The following is an 18015-nucleotide window of genomic DNA, read 5'->3' on the forward strand; positions in this document are numbered from 1 at the left end:
CCTGCGTCATTTGTCTGCGCAGCACGTGCTGTGCCCGCGTGCGCGCTTCGTTATGATGATGCGCTGCGACAGATTCCAACATGCCATGTCCCACGACACGAATATAACGGACGCGCCCCTCGTCCACGCGCAAGACCTTGTGCGGCGCGACGCGACGCGCGGCCAGACGCTGCTGCATGCCACCAGCATCGCGATTCATGCGGGCGAGCGGATTGCGATCACCGGCCCGTCCGGGTCCGGCAAAAGCGTGTTCATGCGCGCGCTCGCGCTGCTCGATCCACTCGATAGCGGCGAGGTGCTGTGGCGCGGCAAGCGCATTGCACGGGCGACGATCCCGCGTTACCGGCGGCAGGTCGCCTACATTCGTCAGCGGCCCGCGTTGCTCGACGGCACCGTCGAAGACAATCTGCGTTATCCGTACACGCTGCGCGCGTATCGCGACGTCCGCTTCGACCGCGCGCGAGCGGCCGAGCTCGCGTCGCAGGCGGGACGTGCGAGCGATTTTCTCGACCGTTTCGCGAGCGAGCTGTCGGGCGGCGAAGCGCAGATCGCCGCGCTGATCCGCGTCCTGCAACTCGCACCGGACGTGTTGCTGCTCGACGAACCGACGGCATCACTCGATCCCGAATCGGCTCGTGCGATCGAAGGTCTGGTGCGCGCGTGGTTCGACGCCGCGCCGCAGGTGCGCGCATGGCTGTGGGTATCGCACGATCCGGCGCAAGCGGCACGCGTGAGCAACCGTCATTTGACGATGCGCGCCGGCGTGCTCGACGACGCGCAGCCCAATATGCCCGATACGTCCGATATGTCCGCGCACACCGGGGAGAAGCCGCGATGACCTTGCAGAACCTGAGCCTCTGGGACGTCGCGCTCGCGGCGCTGCTGATCGTGGTGAACGGCGCGGTATCCGTCCTGCTCAAGCTCGATCTCGAACGCAAGCTCGCGTGGGCAGCCGTGCGCACCGTCGTCCAGTTGCTTGCGATCGGCTATGTGCTTGCGTGGGTGTTCGCGTACGCCTGCTGGTACGTGGTGCTGCCATTGATGATCGCGATGACGCTGATCGCGGGCTTCGCGGGCGCGGGACGCGGCTCGCGCACGTATGCCGGGCAGCGCGTCGACAGCATCCTGTCGATCTGGGCGAGCGCGTGGCTCGTCGCGGCCGTTGGACTGTTTGCCGTGATCCGCATTCGACCGTGGTACGAGCCGCAATATGCGATTCCGATTCTCGGGATGATTCTCGGCAATACGCTGACGGGCGTGTCGCTGGGCATCGAACGGATGACGGAGGAACTGACGGCGCGCCGCGACCGCGTCGACATGGCGCTCGCGCTCGGCGCGACGCGCTGGGAAGCGGCGCAGGGACCGGCGCGCCAGGCGGTGCGCGCCGGCATGATTCCGACGCTCAACCAGATGGCCGTGGTCGGCGTCGTGAGTCTGCCGGGGATGATGACGGGCCAGGTGCTCGCCGGGCAATCGCCGCTGCAGGCGGTGCGCTATCAAATCGTAATCATGTTCCTGATCGCGGCATCGTCGGCGCTGGGGACGGTGGGCGCCGTGCTGCTTACGTATCGGCGGCTGTTTTCGCCGGAGCACCGGTTTCTGGCGTCGCGGCTCGTCGAGCGTCGCTCGAAACCCTGAAGTGCGGCGCCAGGCGCGCGCCGCAATCAATGCATGCACACCGCATGCAATTCAGTCGATGTGCATGGTTCGTATACGGACTCAGACGCGTCACCGTTTGGCCGACACGGCCACCTGTGAGCCGTCGCTGAGTGTCAGCGTCTTTGTGCTGCCGTTGGTCGGCATGGTGAAGCGCAGCACCTGACTGACGCTCGTGTAGTTCGGGCACTTGAGCGACTTGCCATTGTTCGACACGGCCTTCGTGCCCTTCGGCGTTTGCGCCTGGAAGCTCATCTGCACGGTCGCGGTGCCGTCTTTGGCGACGACGGGTGCGAAGCGGATCTGCGTCTGACGGATCATTGCGCCGTTCGTGTCGAGCGGTAGCGACGACAGGTCGGGGCAATCGCCATCGGCCGCGACGGGGCCGCCGGGCGGCACGGTTTTCCAGGTGAAATCGTCCGATTCGCCGGAACGGATGGTGCGCGTTTCCTGCGAGTTGCCGAATTGTTTCGACGTGACCTTGACCGTATAGCGGATGGGGCCGTCCGTGGCCGCCTGCGAGGTCACGGTGATGGGCGTGGCCGCGTGCGCGGGTGCGGGTAATGCGGCGAGCGCTAGCGTTGCGCATGCGATAGAAGCGACAACAGAAACGGCGGGAAGTTTGACGCTGATGCTCATACTGTCACCTCGTTGTTGTGCTGCTGCGCGGTGCCATGCAGGTGCCATGCAGGTGCGATAGCGCTGGCCGCGCGCGGCGGTTTTTTTGCATGTTGCACGGAAAGTCTAACGCCAAGTGGTTGGCGTGGAGTTGGGTTTGGGCTGGGATTAACCCGGGGTTGGGGTGGATTTTTTTTGCGCTGCGCGCCGTAGGTTGTGGCTGCGCATGCCTTGTCGGTGTGGTTTAGCTTTTGCGCTGGCATTTTTTGCGTTGGCGCCTGCGCGGCGCGGGCGGATTGGTTTTTGTGGGTTTTCGCTGGCATCCGCAGGGCGGTGTTTATTGCGCACGCGGTTTGGGTTATTTGCCTTTGCGCTGGCATCCGCGTTATGTCTTTGTGCTTCAAGCGTTGCCCCTGTGCGGGGCGGCACCTACTTTTCTTTGCCGCCGCAAAGAAAAGTAGGCAAAAGAAAGCGGCGAACACCGCCAACATTTCTTCTTGCCTGAGGGCCCCCAACCGGTCTTACGCCTCACACGGCAGCGCACTTGTTCGCGCGTGTTGCCAACGCGCTGAATGAGCGCCTCACCCGCTTCGAATACCCGTGCACGGGCCAGCGGCGGCGAATGGTTTGCGCCGCCCAGGTGGCAAACTGTGTGTAGGTTGTCGCGTCGTATAGCTTGGCGCTCTTACAGAGTGGAACGCGTGCGCTATCGGGTCCGAAGTGAGGCGTGTGGAGTACTACGGCCTACACACAGTTTGCCACCTGGGCGGCCGTGGAATGTCTGGCACGGCGTGCTGCAACGCGGGTGCGTGAAGCGGGTGAGGCGCTCATTCAGAGCGTTGGCAACGAACATGAGTCACGTGGTTGCCGTGTGAAGCGTAAGACCGGTTGGGGGCCCTCAGGCAAAAACTAGCACTGGCGGTGTTAGCCGCTTTCTTTTGCCTACTTTTCTTTGCGGCGGCAAAGAAAAGTAGGTGCCGCCCCACACAGGGGCAACGCTTGAAGCACGAAGGCAAAGCGCGAATGCCAGCGAAAAAAACCGCCCGCGCCGCGCAGGCGCCATCACCCCCGCGTCGCAGACAAAAAACCAAAAATCCAAAAAATCAAAACCCACTCAGCACGAGTTTCCCAATCGCCCGCCCCTCCTCCAGCATCTGATGCGCGCGCCGCAAATTCGCGGCATTGATCTTGCCAAGATCCTCACCAACCGTCGTCCGCAACGTCCCAGCATCGATCAACCGCGCAACCTCAGTCAGCAGCTTATGCTGCTCAATCATATCGGGCGTCCCAAACATCGACCGCGTGAACATGAACTCCCAATGAAACGCGGCGCTCTTCGCCTTCAGCAGCTCAACAGGAACAGGCCTCGCATTCTCGACAATCGTCGCAATCCCGCCCTGCGGCTTGATCACTGCAGCAGCAGCCGGAAAATGCCGATCAGTGTCGTTGAACATCAACACATAATCGACCTGCTCAAAACCGATCTGCTTCAACTGCGCAGGCATATCGCCAAAGTGATCAACGATATGATCCGCGCCCAGTTCCTTCGCCCATTTCGCCGATTCCGGCCGCGACGCCGTCGCGATCACAGTCAGCTTCGCCAGTTGCTTCGCTAGCTGAATGCCAATCGAGCCAACCCCGCCCGCGCCACCAATAATCAACACCGACTTGCCCGCATCCGCGCCCTGCGGCGATACGCCAAGCCGGTCGAACAACGCTTCCCACGCGGTGATCGCCGTCAGCGGCAAGGCGGCCGCATGCGTGAAATCGAGCGTCGCCGGCTTGCGACCGACAATGCGCTCATCAACCAGATGAAACTCGCTATTCGCGCCCGGCCGCGTGATGCTGCCCGCGTAGAACACCGGGTCGCCCACCTTGAACAAGGTCACGTCCGGCCCGACGGCTTCGACCGTGCCCGCCGCGTCCCAGCCGAGCACGCGCGGCGCCTTCTCGACCGTCTCCTTCGGCGCGCGAACCTTGGTGTCCACCGGGTTCACGGAAATCGCCTCCACCTTCACGAGCAGGTCGTGACCGGCGGGCTGCGGTTTGTCGAGTTCAATGTCGACAAGCGACTCGGGATTCTCGATGGGGAGATAACGGGTCAGGCCAATGGCTTTCATGACTGCTCCTTGATTCGTGTGACGTTTTTCCAGAGATTTCGAAGAGATCGGCGGGTAACGCATCCGAAGCGCCGCGCCAATCGCGTTGACTGAACTGTAGAAAATTCTTTACGCTGCGAAAACCAACGTAATGACTGAAACATCTTCTGGAATTTCCGAATAATCAATGGACCCGACTCCCCAGGCCTCAACCGATGAACGCGAGCGCCTCGATCTGCTCGACGTCGCGCTGTTCGTGCGCGCCGCGTTGCTCGCGAATGTGTCCGCGGCGGGACGCGAGTTCGGGCTGTCGCCCGCCGTCGCCAGCGCACGCATCGCCAGTCTCGAACGGCTGCTGGGCGCGCGCCTGCTGCACCGGACCACGCGCCGCGTCAGCCTCACGCAGGAAGGCGAAGTCTTCATGACACGCGCCGAGACGCTGCTCGACGCAGCCGCCGCCGCGCGCGCATCGGTTGGACGCGGCCAGGCCGAGCCGCAGGGACGGCTGCGCGTGTCGATGCCGTCGTCGTTTGGACGGCAGCATGTGTCGCCGGTGATTACGCAGTTTCTGCGCCGCTATCCGGGCGTGAGCGTCGATCTGCGGCTCACCGACAAGATCATCGATCTCGTCGATGCCGGCGTCGATGTCGGCATCCGGCTCGGCGCGCTGAAGGATTCGACGCTCATCGCGCGGCGGCTCGCGGCGAACCGGCGCGTGATCTGCTGCGCGCCGTCGTATCTGAAAGAGCACGGCACGCCGCATCATCCGTCCGATCTCGCGCAGCACGAATGCGTGATCCTCTCCGATCAGCGCGACTGGTCGTTCGTCACGCCAGCGGGACCGTTGACCGTGCGCGTCGGCGGGCGCCTGGCGACGGATAACGGCGAAGTGATCCGCGATGCGTTGCTGGCGGGATTCGGCATCGCGTTGAAATCGACATGGGATGTCGCGCCGTATCTGCGCAGCGGCGAACTGGTGACGGTGCTCGACGCGTATCCGCTCGGGGAAACGGTCGCGATCTGGGCTGTCTATCCGTCGCGCGCGTTCGTGCCGCCGAAAACGGTCGCGTTCATCGACTTCCTCGCCGCGCATTTCGGCGATCCGCCCTACTGGGACATCGAACTGGACCGCGAAGCGAGCCAAGGCGCGCGATCGTGATCTTGTTGCCGTGCTCGCTGCGCGCGTATCGGTTTGTGGATCAGCGACGCTTGCCTGTTTCGGCGGAATTCTCGTTGGCCTGCGCGTCATTCTGTGTGCGTTCCTGATAGTCGTCACCACCGCGCCGGTCGGTATCTTCCAGCCCGCGTTCGAGATCGCGATGCGCCTGCTTACCGACGCCGCGCGGCTCGTGCTCGTGTTGCGAATCCATGCTCTGATCCGCTTCATGGGGCAACGGCGCGGCCTGCTCGTTGAACGGACGCTTCGGCACGTTGGACTGGTCGTTGCCTTCGGGACGCGCGTTCTGCGCTTCGTGCTCGTCGCCCGTCGCATGTTGTTGCGATGTCTTCATGATCCTCTCCCTGATGTGCTCACGATGACGCTGATGCGTCTCGTGCGTGGCCGCTCCATGGAAGCAGCGGTCAATCGTGTTCCGCCATATCCAGCCTGCGCCGCATGGCGGCCGTGATGCGCTGCTTCGTCTTCGCGTAGTCGGCCCACGGGTCGCTTTTCAGCGTGTCGAGACGCTCGTGCAGATTCGCGATGTTCCATTGATCGCCCGCCGTCGTACCGGGCACTTCATCCCATGCGAGCGGCACCGACACGCCCAGCCCCGGCCGCGCGCGCAGCGAATACGCGCAGACGGTGCTCGAACCACGGTTGTTGCGCAGATAGTCGACAAAGATCTTGCCCTTGCGATTCTGTGCGCCCATCTTCGCGGCAAAGTGCTTCGGCAGCGCCGTCGCCATGTGTTGCGCGACGGCTTGCGTGAACACCTTCACCTCGTCCCAGCCGAGCTGCTTCACGATCGGCACAACGACGTGCAGTCCCTTGCCGCCGCTCGTCTTGCAAAACGACGCGAGGCCGAGTTCTTCAAGCAGTTCGCGCGTAAGCTGCGCCGCTTCGATCATCCGCTTCCAGCCGAGCGCCGGGTCCGGGTCGAGATCGAACACCATGCGGTCGGGTTTTTCGATGTTCGCGGCCACCGCGTTCCATGTATGCAGTTCGATCGTGCCCATCTGCGCGGCGCCGACCAGCGCCGCTTCGCTTTCGATGGTCAGCAGCGGCGGATGATCCGGGTCCAGCCCAGGATGCTGCGTGATGTTCGGAATCGCGAGTTTCTGGCTGTGTTTCTGGAAGAACAGCTCGCCGCCGATATCCTCCGGCGCGCGCACGAGCGCGACCGGGCGGTCCTTCAGAAACGGCAGCATCCACGACGCAACCGACGCGTAGTATTCGACAAGCTCGATCTTGCGCGCGCCAGTGCTCTTGTCGATCACGCGGTCTGGGTGCGAAATGCGCACGCCGGAAATCGTTGCCGTGGCGGCCTTGCTGGTCGATTTCGTCGCCGCCTTGCCTCGCGATTCCACGCCACTTGTCTTCGCACGCTTCGTCGCGGGCGTTGGCTCGGTATCCGCTGTTTTCGACGCGCGCTTTTTCGCCGTCGATGTCTTCGCCTGACCGGCGTTCATCTCTTCCGTCATCTGTTGCACGTCGGCTCCTTTGCCTGGCGCTTCGTGGACGATCTGCTTCGCGGGCTTGTCGCTGCGCAAGCTGACGAACGACGCCTGCCGCACGACGCCGTCACTCGTCCATTCCGCGAAGTTGCATTCGGCGACGAGTTCCGGCTTCACCCAATGCACGGGCGTGCGGCTTCGTTCGCGCGGCTCGCTTGCGAACGGCATCTTCTGCGTTTCGCGCGCGTCGAGTTCCTTCCTGATCGAACGCAGTCTGGCCGCGTCGAAGCCCGTGCCGACGCGCCCCGCGTATTGCAGCTTGCCCTTCGTGTCGTAGACGCCGAGCAGCAACGCGCCGAATGCCTCGCGGCTGCCCGCCGGTTCCGAATAACCGCCGATCACGAATTCCTGGCGGCGCCGGCACTTGAGTTTGATCCACGCGGGCGAGCGCCCCGACACGTAATAGCTGTCGCGCCGCTTGCCGATGATGCCTTCGAGCTGCATGTCGCATGCGCTCTTCAGCAACGGGTCCGCGTCGAAACCGAAGTCCTCGGAAAAGCGCAGCGTGTCGTCGTCGACGGTTTCGAGCAGCGCGTGCAGGATCGCGCGACGCTGTTCGAGCGGCACGCCGCGCAGGTCGTAGCCGTTCAGATACGGCAGATCGAACAGATACAACGTAATGTCCTGCGGACGATGCGCGTCGAATGCATTTTGCAGCGCCTGAAAGCTCGGCACGCCGTTGCTGTCGAGCACGACCGCCTCGCCGTCGAGCCACGCGTTGTCCAGTCCGATGCGCGCGATCGCCTTCACCTGCTTGCTGAACTTCGCGGTCCAGTCGTTGCCTGCGCGCGTGAAGATCTTCACGCAATCTTTCGACGCGTGATCGATGCGCGCCAGCGCGCGATAGCCGTCGAACTTGATCTCGTAGACCCAATCGTCGCCAGCAGGCGCGCTGTCGACGAGCATCGCCAGTTGCGGCTTGAGCGCGGCGGGGAGCTTCGCCTCGACTGCCCCTTCTATCGACGGATGACTGGCCAGTTCGCGAAGCGATTCCGGATTGCGCGTCGCAACGATGTCGGGGCGGTCGGCGGGCGTGCCTTTGGATCTGCGCGATGCGGCCGCCTTCGTCGCCTTGATCGACGCGTTGGCGCGTTCCTCTTTGCTCTTCGATTTGCCTGCGGCGGCTTTGCCGGAGCCGCTTTTACCATCCGTGCCACCGCGCGCGCCTGGCGCATCCGACAGCACGCTGCCTTGCCGCTCTTCGAGTACGTCAAAATCGGCTTCGCTGCGCGCGTCGTCGTCGCGTTCCTTGATGAGCAGCCACTGCTCCTTGTCGCCGCTGCCGGGCATGTGGCTGCGCACCAGTGTCCAGCCGCCGTGCAGCTTCTCGCCGTTCAGGTGGAACTTGAGCTTGCCTGCCTTATACGCGTCGCGCGCGCCCGCTTCGCCGCCTGTCGGCTCCCATGTGCCGCGATCCCAGACGATCACCGAGCCCGCGCCATAGTTGCCTTCGGGTATGTTGCCTTCGAACGAACCGTATTCGAGCGGATGATCCTCGACATGCACGGCGAGCCGCTTGACGGACGGATCGAGGCTCGGGCCTTTCGGCACGGCCCAGGATTTCAGCGTGCCGTCGAGTTCGAGACGGAAGTCGTAGTGCAGGCGTCGCGCGTCATGTTCCTGAATCACGAACGACAAGCTGTGATGCTTCGCGGTCTTTCGCGCGACTGTCCTGGCACCCTTCGCACCCTTCGCGCGCGCAGCGGTCCCCGACGGCTCCGGCGTTGCATCGAAGCGGCGCTTGCGCTGATAGGTATCGAGCTTGTCGGCCATGATCGGTGTGTGCTTTGCACTACGTGGACTTCTTCAGCGACGCGATCCGTGTTCAGGCAGCGCGGCGCTTGCGCGCAGCCGTGCTCGTGGTTTTGCGCGCGGTTGTGCCCGAACTTGTCTTCGCGGTTGCCCCCGTCGCGCGGCGTGCCGCTTTCTTCGCGGGCGCGCGTCGTTTCGCGGGTGCCTCTTCCTCGTCGTCCGTGTCATCGCTGGCCGCTGCGCGCGTGGCGGCTTTGCCCTTGCCGCCGCGTCCGAGGCTGCGCTTCAGCAGATCCGACAAGTCGAGAATATCCGCCGACCGACGCGCTTCGCGCGGCGTTTCGATATCCACCACTTCTTCCGTCTTGCCGGCCTGCACCTTCTTGTCGACCAGCGCGAGGATGTCGTCGCGGAACGTGTCCTTGTATTCGGAAGGGTCCCATGTGTCGCTCATGTCGGCGATCAGCTTTTTCGCCATGTCCAACTCGCGAGACGTCACGCCGGATTTCTTCGCGCTTTCGTCAGGCACCTTGAACTCGTCGAATGGGCGCACTTCCGAGGCCCAGCGCAGCGTGTTGAGCGCGAGCATCGGCCCGACAGGAATCAGCGCGGCCAGATGCTGCTTGTTGTGCATCACGACATTCGCGACGCCGATCTTGCCCGTGGCCTTCATCGCATCGCGCAACAGCGCGTACACCTTCTCGCCCTTACGGTCGGGCGTGAGGTAGTACGGCGTGTCGAGATAGAGAAACGGGATATCGGGCGCATCGACGAACGCGAGAATGTCGACGGTCTGCGTCGACTCGGGGTTGGCCGCGCGAATTTCCTCGTCGGTCAGCACGACGTATCGGTCTTTCTCGTACTCGTAGCCCCGCACGATGTTCTCGCGCGTCACTTCCTTGCCCGTGCGCTTGTTGATCTGCCGATAACCGATGGGATCGATCGTGCGCTTGTCGAGCAGATTGAAGCCGACTTTTTCGGACTTGGTCGCCGGATACAGTTGCACCGGCACATGGACGAGACCGAAGCTGATCGCGCCTTTCCAGATCATATGAGCCATCGCGCGCTCCCGGAAGTTGAACTCCGTAAGAAGCAGCAAGCGTGCCCAGCGCCGACGCGAGCCGCTATGCACGCCGCGCTATGCCGCCAAGGGACGGTCGCAGCTACGCGACGCAATCCCGCTGTAAGTCTTGCCTCAGCGGCGGAAAAAGCTACGGATGCCGGAACACCGCTTCGAGTCTGCGCTTATGGTGCGCAGATTTCACTCGACCGCGCACGGCACGGCCGCATAGCCACGAAAGCGCACGCGTCCGCCGCGTGTCGGCTCGCCGCTGATTCGATATGAAGGAAAGCGCCGCACGAAGTGTCCAATGGCGATGCGCGCTTCGAGGCGCGCAAGCGACAGTCCCGCGCATTGATGAATGCCGAAGCCGAACGCGAGATGCCGGTTCGGCGTGCGCCGGATGTCGAAGCGGTCCGGCTGCGCAAACTGCTCGGGATCACGGTTCGCCCCGCCGATGCACAGCGTGACGGGTGTGCCCGCCGCCACCGGCACGCCGCCGATTTCCGTATCGAGCATCGTCATCCGGTTGCCGAGCTGGTTCGAACTCTCGAAGCGCAAGCATTCCTCGACGGCGCTGTCGATCAGCGTTGGCTCGCGCAGCAACGCATCGCGTTCGTCCGGCCATGCGCTCAACGTGACGAGGCCATTGCCGATCAGATTGGTCGTCGTTTCGTGGCCAGCGTTCAGGATGAAGATGCAGTTCTGCAGCAGTTCGACTTCGGACAACTGCTCGCCATCGGCTTCACCCTGGATCAGGCGCGTGAGCACGTCGTGCTGCGGGTCGCCGGGCGCGGCACGGCGTCGCGCGACGAGACCCTTCAGATACGCGACGAATTCCGTCACCGCGCGATTGCCGCGCTCGTGTTGCGCCGGCGTGAGCGAAGGTTCGAGCGCACCGAGAATTGCAAGCGACCAGTCGCGCAGCGGCTCGCGTTCGTCGTGCGGTACGTCGAGCAGATTGCCGATCACTTCGACGGGAATCGCCGCCGCGAAGTCGCCGATCAGATCGATCTCGCCGCGCTCGGCAGCACGGTCGAGCAAGCCATCGACGAGATCCACCAGCCCGTCCTCCATCGCGGCAATCGCACGCGCCGTCAATGCGCCTGCGATCAGCTTGCGCACGCGTGTATGCAGCGGCGGATCGTTGAACACGAGGCTCGTCGTGTGATGCTCGAAGAGCGGCGTCGCGCCGTATTTCGGCGCGAACTCGACTTTCTTGTCGGAGCTGAACGTCTTCGGATCGCGATAGACAGCCTGCACGTCGCGATAGCGCGTGAGGAAGAGCGAGCCGTCCGGCAGGCGCTTGACGGGCTCGTGCGTGCGCAGCGCGTGATAGACGGGATACGGGTCCGCGTGAAACGACGCGTCGAGGTGTCGCAAGTCGAACTGGCGAGCGATGTCGGCATCGTTCGACGTCGCGTTGGACGGGTGCATGGGCGTCTCCTTTTTGATCTTCGCCGCGAGCGCGGCTGAACGTTTCGAGCCGTCAGTATGAACCATGCCGACGCCGTCTTGCTTGCGGGCCGTGGCGTCGATGCGAGTCACGCCCGCCTCGTTATGTCACGACTTCGCCGGGAACGGCACGAAGGCCTTGCTGCAATCGACCGGCGACACCTGCGCGCCCGCCGCCCGCGTCAATGTCACGCCGCTGCCGGCTTGCAACGGCAACGTCGTGCCGCCTTCGCCAATCGAAAACTGCGCGTCCGCAACGGTCGTGCTGAGCGGCGGCATATCTGCGACGACGTTGTTCAGCGAAATCAGCAACGGACTGACCACGGGCGGATTCGGAAACCCAATCGTTCCCGCCGACCAGCCCGAGCCAAGCAGAACCGGACTGGCCGAATTAAAGCCCTGGAACGTGGTGTTCGATGCGTTGACGATGCGGATGCCGTCGAGCACGATACCTTGCAGATTCGGATACAGCCCGAGGCTTTTCGTGGGACTGTAGTACGGCGAGAAAATCAGCGCCTGCGGGTTCGACGTCTGGTTGCCCGTGCGAATGCAAACGTTCGAATAGTGGATGTTCGACACGAGGCCGCCGCGGCTCCAGTCGGACTTGATGCGCAAGCCGTTGTCCGCGCCGTCGATAGTCAGGTCGTACACATTCACATTGCTCACGCTCGGGTACACGCCACCCACGGGCGTCACGTCCACGTTGGCCACGCCGTTGTCCGATCCCGCCGACTCGCTGCCGATCGACATCCCATGCCCTTCGTAAAAGTGGCTGTGCGCGACGGTGATGTTGTACGTGCGGCCGTTGACGGGCGCGGTGCCGCCCTTGATCGCCATGTTGTCGTCGCCCGTGCGGATCGACGTGTAGGCGATGAGCATGTTGCTCGCGTCGCCCGTGAGCTTGCCAGGGTTGATATGACTTCTGGTGTCAACATGATCGGTTCTGTGTTTTCAATGTTTGAATTTCCTGAGGGCGACGTAGCAGTAAATCTCGACGGTGGATCAAGCTGATATCCGCGGATTGGCTACCGCATTACAGATGTCCGCCCAATGAGCCTTCCGCTACCTACCACCGCAAGTCGGATGAGATCCGTTGCCTACCCTGGTCGCGGGTTACTCGTGTGCCGGGCTACGCCGCCTTCAGGAAACTCCTGCACGTGTCGTTACGGTGGATGCAGACGCAGGGCATTGCTGTGCATCACGGCATCTGTGTCTCGCGCGGTATGGCCAGCGACAAGGAGAGCCGGCAGATGTCCCAGATGAATCCGCTGAGTTCACGGGCAACTGCGACTACGGCGATATTCTTCTGCTTGCCGCGCGCAACGAGTTTGCGATAGCGTCGGCATAAGCGCACCTGTGCGTCCCAGGCTCGATCTACAATCGGTTTAGGCAAACCTTCGTGACGACGCTGAATATCGGGGCTCACACGCGCAGGGTGGCGATAGCTCCATGCAGCTTCAACTAACAGCTTTCTTGCATAACTGTTGCCGCTTTTAGTGATGCTGCCCTGACGACGCTTGCCGCCCGATGAGTGCTCGGAGGGCGTCACCCCGAGCCACGCCATCAACTGGCGTGGGTGCACGAAGCGTGAGAGATCGCCCAGCTCGGCGAGCATGCCCACTGCCGTGGTGAACTGGACACCGCGCATCGCCTGCAGGCCCAGGGCGGCGGGATAGAAGCGCCAGTTAACGACTGCCTCACGCAGCGCAGACTCCAGCCGGTCACATTGTGCGAGCCGGTCTTCGATCGCGCGACGTAGCTCTTCAAACGCAAACTGCTGCCACGCACTGTCGAAGCTGTATGCGCTCAGCCAGCGTCGGTGCGCCGGCCCCCAGTCGGCAGAGCCGGTGTAGCGCACGCCGTGCGAAAGCAGAAAGGCTTTTACCCGTTGCCGTGCGCGCTTGAGGTCGTCCTTGGCAATCACCCATGCGCGAGCCAGATCCCGGAATGCTTCATCGTCGACGCTGGGGACGTATACGGCCGACAGGTCGCCGGCACGCAGCGATCGGACGAGCTTGACGGCATCACGTCGGTCAGTCTTGATGTGCTCACCTGGCTTGCGGGGAATCAGCGACGGTGCGCACACCATGCACTCGAATCCCTTCTGGATGAGCTTCCTGTAAAGCCCGTACCCGCAGGGGCCTGCCTCATAGACGACGCGTATGTGGCGCGCCTTGGACTGCAGTCGTTTGCACAACCGCTCCACGTCGGCCTGCGTAGTACCGATCTTGCCGAGCAGTTCAACCTCGCCCGCTCCAAGGGCATAGGCGACCGTGATCGAATCCTTATGAACATCAAGACCCACGTAAAGGGTGCTATCGTCTTCCATGCTGGCTATATGAACGCCCCCGTTTGCAAGGACTTTCGTGTGTTCTGACGGAACAGGATGGGCTTGCAGCTCTATATCCGGCCTGATGCAGCTGTATGGGCTGCTGGCCACGATGAAATTCGCTGACTCGCACCTCATTCCTCCGACGAGCTTGGAGCTCTTGCCAGCATTCAGGTTTGGCGAGTCCTGGTCCGACCTGTGTTGTCATCCACTCGATTGCCATCGCAACCTTTTAACGAGTCATTCGCGTGCCGTGGTGGTCAATTTTCAGTGTTAAGGCCCCGTGATTACGCCAGTTTTGTGCTCACGTGATCGCTCCGGTACGGCTGACCGTGAGCCAGAATCGCCCAGATTGTCCTTGCGATCTTGTTGGCGAGCGCAACGGTCACGACGTTTGATGGTCTGCGTTTGCGGATGTCCTGCAGCCAGGCGCTTGCAGCTCTATATCCGGCCTGATGCAGCTGTATGGGCTGCTGGCCACGATGAAATTCGCTGACTCGCACCTCATTCCTCCGACGAGCTTGGAGCTCTTGCCAGCATTCAGGTTTGGCGAGTCCTGGTCCGACCTGTGTTGTCATCCACTCGATTGCCATCGCAACCTTTTAACGAGTCATTCGCGTGCCGTGGTGGTCAATTTTCAGTGTTAAGGCCCCGTGATTACGCCAGTTTTGTGCTCACGTGATCGCTCCGGTACGGCTGACCGTGAGCCAGAATCGCCCAGATTGTCCTTGCGATCTTGTTGGCGAGCGCAACGGTCACGACGTTTGATGGTCTGCGTTTGCGGATGTCCTGCAGCCAGGCGCTGGGGGATTTTGCGTGACGTAACACGGAGCGCGCACCATGGATGAGCAGCGTGCGCAGATAGGTGTCACCGCGCTTGCTGATGCCTAGCAGGATGACCTTGCCGCCCGATCCCGTTTGCTTGGGTACAAGGCCGACCCATGCCGCGAACTCGCGCCCCGATCTGAATGCGTTCGGATCGCCCATTGTCGCCACGGCTGCTGAGGCTGTCAGCGCTCCCACGCCGGGAATGTCGGTAAGTGCCTTGACGGCGCTGTCTTGCTGAGTCCACCGACGCAGCCGCCGCTCAATCTCATCGATCTGCTGGTCCAGCTTTGTCAGCCCGTCCCACTGTTCACGCAGCGTGTCGATCAGGACGGCCGGCAGGCGCTCGGCAACCCGTTCCAGTACACCCGGCATGGCGTTGTCGAGCGCGGCACGGCCCTGGCCCATTACTTCGCCATACTCGGTGAGCAGACCGCGCAGATTGTTGATCTGCATCGTGCGGAACTTCACCAGTTGCTGGCGCATGCGGTGAAGCGCCAGTACGGCCTGTTGTGCTTCAGTCTTTACCGCGACGGCCTTGCTGGGTTGCTGAACTGCCAGCCAAAGTGCACGTGCATCCGCGGCATCGCTCTTGTTGCGGATATTGAACGCCTTGGCAAACTTGGCCGGCATCAGCTTGACCTGATGCCCCATCCTGATCAATTGGCGAGCCCAGTGATGTGCACCGCCACACGCCTCCATACCGATCCGACAAGGCTGGCGATTGGCGAAATACTCAAGGAACCTGGCTCGCTTGATCCGCTTGTTCACGATTTCTCCGGACTCCGGATCGACGTAGTGCACCTGAAACACCGATTTTGCGATGTCGACGCCAACTGGGGTGGGATTCATGGCGGACGCTCCTTGTTGTCTGGGGAGATCGTCATGATCCCCCCATTTGGGACATTCCGGTACCGGCGGTCTGGTGAGGGCCCACGACTCTCGTCTCTTGCCGCTACGAGTGGGGGGCGTTCATTTCAATTCCTCCGCGTCGGAAATCGCCGGGTGCGGTACGTCCGCACCGTGCGGCTCTGGCAGTCATGCTAACCCGCGATTGATTCCTTCGCGGCGGGCCAGCCTCTGTCCCGCAGGAAGTCATACTGCCTTCCGGATTGCTCGTGACCGGCCCTGAACTCGCGGGGTCGATGCCGTCGGTGTTCTTTGCATTGACGGTGCTGTACGGCACGCCTTTGTAGTTGTTCATCGCCTCGTAGGCGGCCGTCGGTGTGTAAATCTTGACGCCCCACGCAGTGAAGCCCTGCACGCCGCTCGGCACGACATGAAACTTCGGCGCGTTCTGCAACGTCACGCGATACAGCGTGAAGTTGCTGCCGTTGTTGATGGATGAGACGCGGGTTGTTCTGCGACTTGTTCTGCACGACGTTCGCTTCATAGCCGATATCCCACCAGCTCATCGCGGAGCCATCGGCGCGCGTGAGCAGATTGGGATCGTCGCGCACGCTGCTGACCAGTTGGCTGCCGCCGCGCCCGTCGATCGTGCCGTCGCCGACGACCGCGCTGTTGCTCGTCTTCGCGGCTGTGATCAGCGCGTTGCAGCCGTTGTCGCTGGCAGTGATCAGGCCGCAGCTCGCCGTGCCTTGGGTCTTGTCGAACTGGCGTGGATCGCGCGATGCGAACAAGGTCACGCGCCTGTCGATCCACAGCGTGACGCCGCTTGGCAGATTCAGCGGGCCGGACAGGAACGCGTTCGCCCCATTCGCGCCGGACGTCAGACGCACGACCTTGTTCGTCGAAAGGCCTGTGCTCGCGGCGTTCGTGCATGCCGTCAGCGCGGCCTGGATGCGCGTGGTGTCAGGGGCTGTGTTGGCAGCGTCGGCGCTTTCGGGGAGCAGGTCGTACGCTTGCGCTGTCAGTGTGGCGGGCAGCGTCTGACAGATTTGTGTGGGTGTCGGCAAGGTCGGTCCAGGCGGCAGTGCCGGGTCCACGGTCGTCGTGCCGACCTGGAAGCCTGGCGCGGGCGTGGCGCTTGCGTCGCTGGCGGGCGTAGCGTCGGACGCGGTAGTGGCGTCCGAGGCGGCCTGATCGGGTGTCGTGGCGCTGGCGTCGCTTGCGCTGGAAGCAGCAACGGGCGCAACGGCGCCGTTGTTGTCTACGTTGCCGCCCGATACGTCCGGCGAGACTTGCCCTGCCCCGCCTCCGCAGGCCGTGAGAATCAGCGCCGTCGAAAGCGACGCGATCCACACCGAGGCCGCGCGCGCGGACCATGTCGGCGTCGATACAAGATGTTCGATGATGCGAGTGTCCATAATCGCCCTGTTGTTCCCTGGAGTTTTCTTAGTCCTACAGTCGAGCAAGCAGACTTCCGACAGGCGCATAACAACCGCCTGTCATCTGACAAGCGGCGACATCTGCCGATATGCTGTCAAACAACGCAGAGAATATTAGCGATCCGAATCAATAAAAAGCCACGTGGTAAACCCCGCTTGGCTCGTCCATTCATTCCGTAGTACCAAGTATTAATAGCGGGATATTTATGAGATAGCGTCGATCACTACGATCGCGTTCCGTGAAACGAAAACGCACGACGCGTCGATGCCATCCGCAAGACGCGCCACCCTCGCCTGCGCAGCCGCGTCGCACGGAACCGTTACAATGAGCGTTTTCCGTAACTTCCTGCTGCTGCCCATTGCCCGCGTCGACATGAATCTCGTCATCCAAAGCCTCACGCCGCTTGCCGTCGAACACCACAAGCCGCTCGTCGCGCTGTCGCGCGGCTCGAATCTCACCGTGATCGATCCGTGCGCGGTGCGCATCGAGAACGCAGACCTCGGGCAGCGGGCCGACCTCGACGTCTACTGCGGGACCCATGCGCTCGACTATGCGTTCGTCGAAGCGGGCCGACGTTTGACCGACTTCGGCCTCGTCGCCATGGACATGGATTCGACGCTGATCACGATCGAATGCATCGATGAAATCGCGGATTTTTGCGGCCTGAAGGCGGAAGTGTCGGCGATCACGGAAGCGTCGATGCGCGGCGAGATCAAGGACTTCAACGAGAGCCTGACGCGCCGCGTCGCGCTGCTGAAAGGCCTCGATGCGAGCGCGCTCGAAAAGGTCTACGAACAACGTCTGCAACTATCGCCCGGCGCGGAAAAGATGCTGGCGGGCGCGAAGGCGGCGGGCATGAAGACGCTGCTGGTATCGGGTGGCTTTACGTTCTTCACCGACAAGCTGCAAGCGCGTCTCGGTCTCGATTTCACGCGTGCCAACACGCTGGAAATCGTCGACGGCAAGCTGACGGGCCGTGTGCTCGGCGAGATCGTCAACGCCGACGTCAAGGCGCGCACGCTGCGCGAAGCGTGCGACAAGCTCGGCATCGAGCCGACCCGCGCGATTGCGATGGGCGACGGCTCGAACGATCTGAAAATGATGGCGACGGCGGGTCTATCGGTCGCGTTTCGCGCGAAGCCGGTTGTGCGCCAAGCGGCGAGCGTCGCATTCAATCACGTCGGACTGGACGGACTGTTGCGGCTTTTCTGAGCCAGCGTGTTTGATTCACGCTGGACAAAAATCAAAAGGCCCGC

At 62.6% G+C, this 18015-nt stretch carries 16 protein-coding genes and 1 pseudogene; 6 read left to right on the top strand and 11 right to left on the bottom strand.

What is annotated here, in order from left to right:
• Positions 1-103: 103 nt before the first annotated feature.
• The gene (locus tag H1204_RS09240; protein WP_180730917.1) at positions 104-838 is read left to right on the top strand and encodes an ATP-binding cassette domain-containing protein; all 735 of its coding nucleotides are present in this window, start codon (positions 104-106) and stop codon (positions 836-838) included.
• On the top strand, positions 835-1638 hold the full coding sequence (gene fetB / locus H1204_RS09245; RefSeq protein ID WP_180728067.1) for an iron export ABC transporter permease subunit FetB: 804 nt from the start codon (positions 835-837) through the stop codon (positions 1636-1638). The genes H1204_RS09240 and fetB overlap by 4 nt, the downstream gene beginning before the upstream one ends.
• A gap of 90 nt (positions 1639-1728) precedes the next feature.
• On the opposite strand, the gene H1204_RS09250 is transcribed toward fetB, so the two are convergent.
• Together H1204_RS09250 and H1204_RS09255 are read right to left on the bottom strand one after the other, a co-directional pair.
• Positions 1729-2295, bottom strand: coding sequence for a DUF6013 family protein (locus tag H1204_RS09250; protein WP_180728068.1), 567 nt, complete (start codon positions 2293-2295; stop codon positions 1729-1731).
• A 1082-nt stretch (positions 2296-3377) separates the two neighbouring features.
• Positions 3378-4394, bottom strand: a complete 1017-nt coding sequence (locus H1204_RS09255) for a zinc-binding alcohol dehydrogenase family protein (protein WP_180728069.1) — start codon at positions 4392-4394, stop codon at positions 3378-3380.
• Between the two features lie 166 nt (positions 4395-4560).
• Between H1204_RS09255 and H1204_RS09260 the strand changes: the two genes are divergently transcribed.
• On the top strand, positions 4561-5532 hold the full coding sequence (locus H1204_RS09260) for a LysR family transcriptional regulator (protein WP_180728070.1): 972 nt from the start codon (positions 4561-4563) through the stop codon (positions 5530-5532).
• Positions 5533-5572: 40 nt separating this feature from the next.
• Here H1204_RS09260 and H1204_RS09265 read toward each other — a convergent pair whose 3' ends face one another.
• The 9 genes and pseudogenes from H1204_RS09265 to H1204_RS51225 all read right to left on the bottom strand — a co-directional run bounded on the left by H1204_RS09265 (position 5573) and on the right by H1204_RS51225 (position 15863).
• Positions 5573-5884, bottom strand: coding sequence for a hypothetical protein (locus tag H1204_RS09265; RefSeq protein ID WP_180728071.1), 312 nt, complete (start codon positions 5882-5884; stop codon positions 5573-5575).
• Positions 5885-5954: 70 nt separating this feature from the next.
• On the bottom strand, positions 5955-8822 hold the full coding sequence (ligD, locus tag H1204_RS09270; RefSeq protein ID WP_180728072.1) for a DNA ligase D: 2868 nt from the start codon (positions 8820-8822) through the stop codon (positions 5955-5957).
• 52 nt (positions 8823-8874) lie between these two features.
• Positions 8875-9861 carry a Ku protein gene (locus H1204_RS09275; RefSeq protein WP_180728073.1) on the bottom strand — a complete coding sequence of 329 codons (987 nt, stop codon included), beginning with the start codon at positions 9859-9861 and terminating at the stop codon, positions 8875-8877.
• 201 nt (positions 9862-10062) lie between these two features.
• Positions 10063-11298 carry a cytochrome P450 gene (locus H1204_RS09280; protein ID WP_180730918.1) on the bottom strand — a complete coding sequence of 412 codons (1236 nt, stop codon included), beginning with the start codon at positions 11296-11298 and terminating at the stop codon, positions 10063-10065.
• 126 nt (positions 11299-11424) lie between these two features.
• Positions 11425-12231 (bottom strand): glycosyl hydrolase family 28 protein, encoded by an 807-nt coding sequence (locus H1204_RS09285; RefSeq protein ID WP_274608204.1) that lies wholly within the window; start codon positions 12229-12231, stop codon positions 11425-11427.
• Positions 12232-12514: 283 nt separating this feature from the next.
• Positions 12515-13645, bottom strand: a complete 1131-nt coding sequence (locus H1204_RS09290) for an IS110 family transposase (protein WP_180728074.1) — start codon at positions 13643-13645, stop codon at positions 12515-12517.
• Between the two features lie 287 nt (positions 13646-13932).
• Positions 13933-14052: pseudogene (locus H1204_RS09295) on the bottom strand (IS110 family transposase); the annotation flags it as partial.
• Between the two features lie 250 nt (positions 14053-14302).
• On the bottom strand, positions 14303-15322 hold the full coding sequence (locus H1204_RS09300; RefSeq protein ID WP_180728075.1) for an IS110 family transposase: 1020 nt from the start codon (positions 15320-15322) through the stop codon (positions 14303-14305).
• A 103-nt stretch (positions 15323-15425) separates the two neighbouring features.
• Positions 15426-15863 carry a glycosyl hydrolase family 28 protein gene (locus H1204_RS51225; protein ID WP_243468463.1) on the bottom strand — a complete coding sequence of 146 codons (438 nt, stop codon included), beginning with the start codon at positions 15861-15863 and terminating at the stop codon, positions 15426-15428.
• A gap of 41 nt (positions 15864-15904) precedes the next feature.
• On the opposite strand from H1204_RS51225, the gene H1204_RS51230 reads away from it, so the two are divergent.
• The 3 genes from H1204_RS51230 (at position 15905) to serB (ending at position 17971) form a co-directional block, all read left to right on the top strand.
• On the top strand, positions 15905-16363 hold the full coding sequence (locus H1204_RS51230; protein ID WP_243468464.1) for a hypothetical protein: 459 nt from the start codon (positions 15905-15907) through the stop codon (positions 16361-16363).
• Between the two features lie 9 nt (positions 16364-16372).
• Positions 16373-16513: a hypothetical protein gene (locus H1204_RS51235; RefSeq protein ID WP_243468465.1), complete on the top strand. Its 141-nt coding sequence runs from the start codon at positions 16373-16375 to the stop codon at positions 16511-16513.
• 618 nt (positions 16514-17131) lie between these two features.
• Positions 17132-17971: a phosphoserine phosphatase SerB gene (serB, locus tag H1204_RS09310; protein ID WP_180730919.1), complete on the top strand. Its 840-nt coding sequence runs from the start codon at positions 17132-17134 to the stop codon at positions 17969-17971.
• The last annotated feature ends 44 nt before the right edge of the window (positions 17972-18015 follow it).

This window comes from Paraburkholderia sp. PGU19 (assembly GCF_013426915.1).
Taxonomy (GTDB): domain Bacteria; phylum Pseudomonadota; class Gammaproteobacteria; order Burkholderiales; family Burkholderiaceae; genus Paraburkholderia.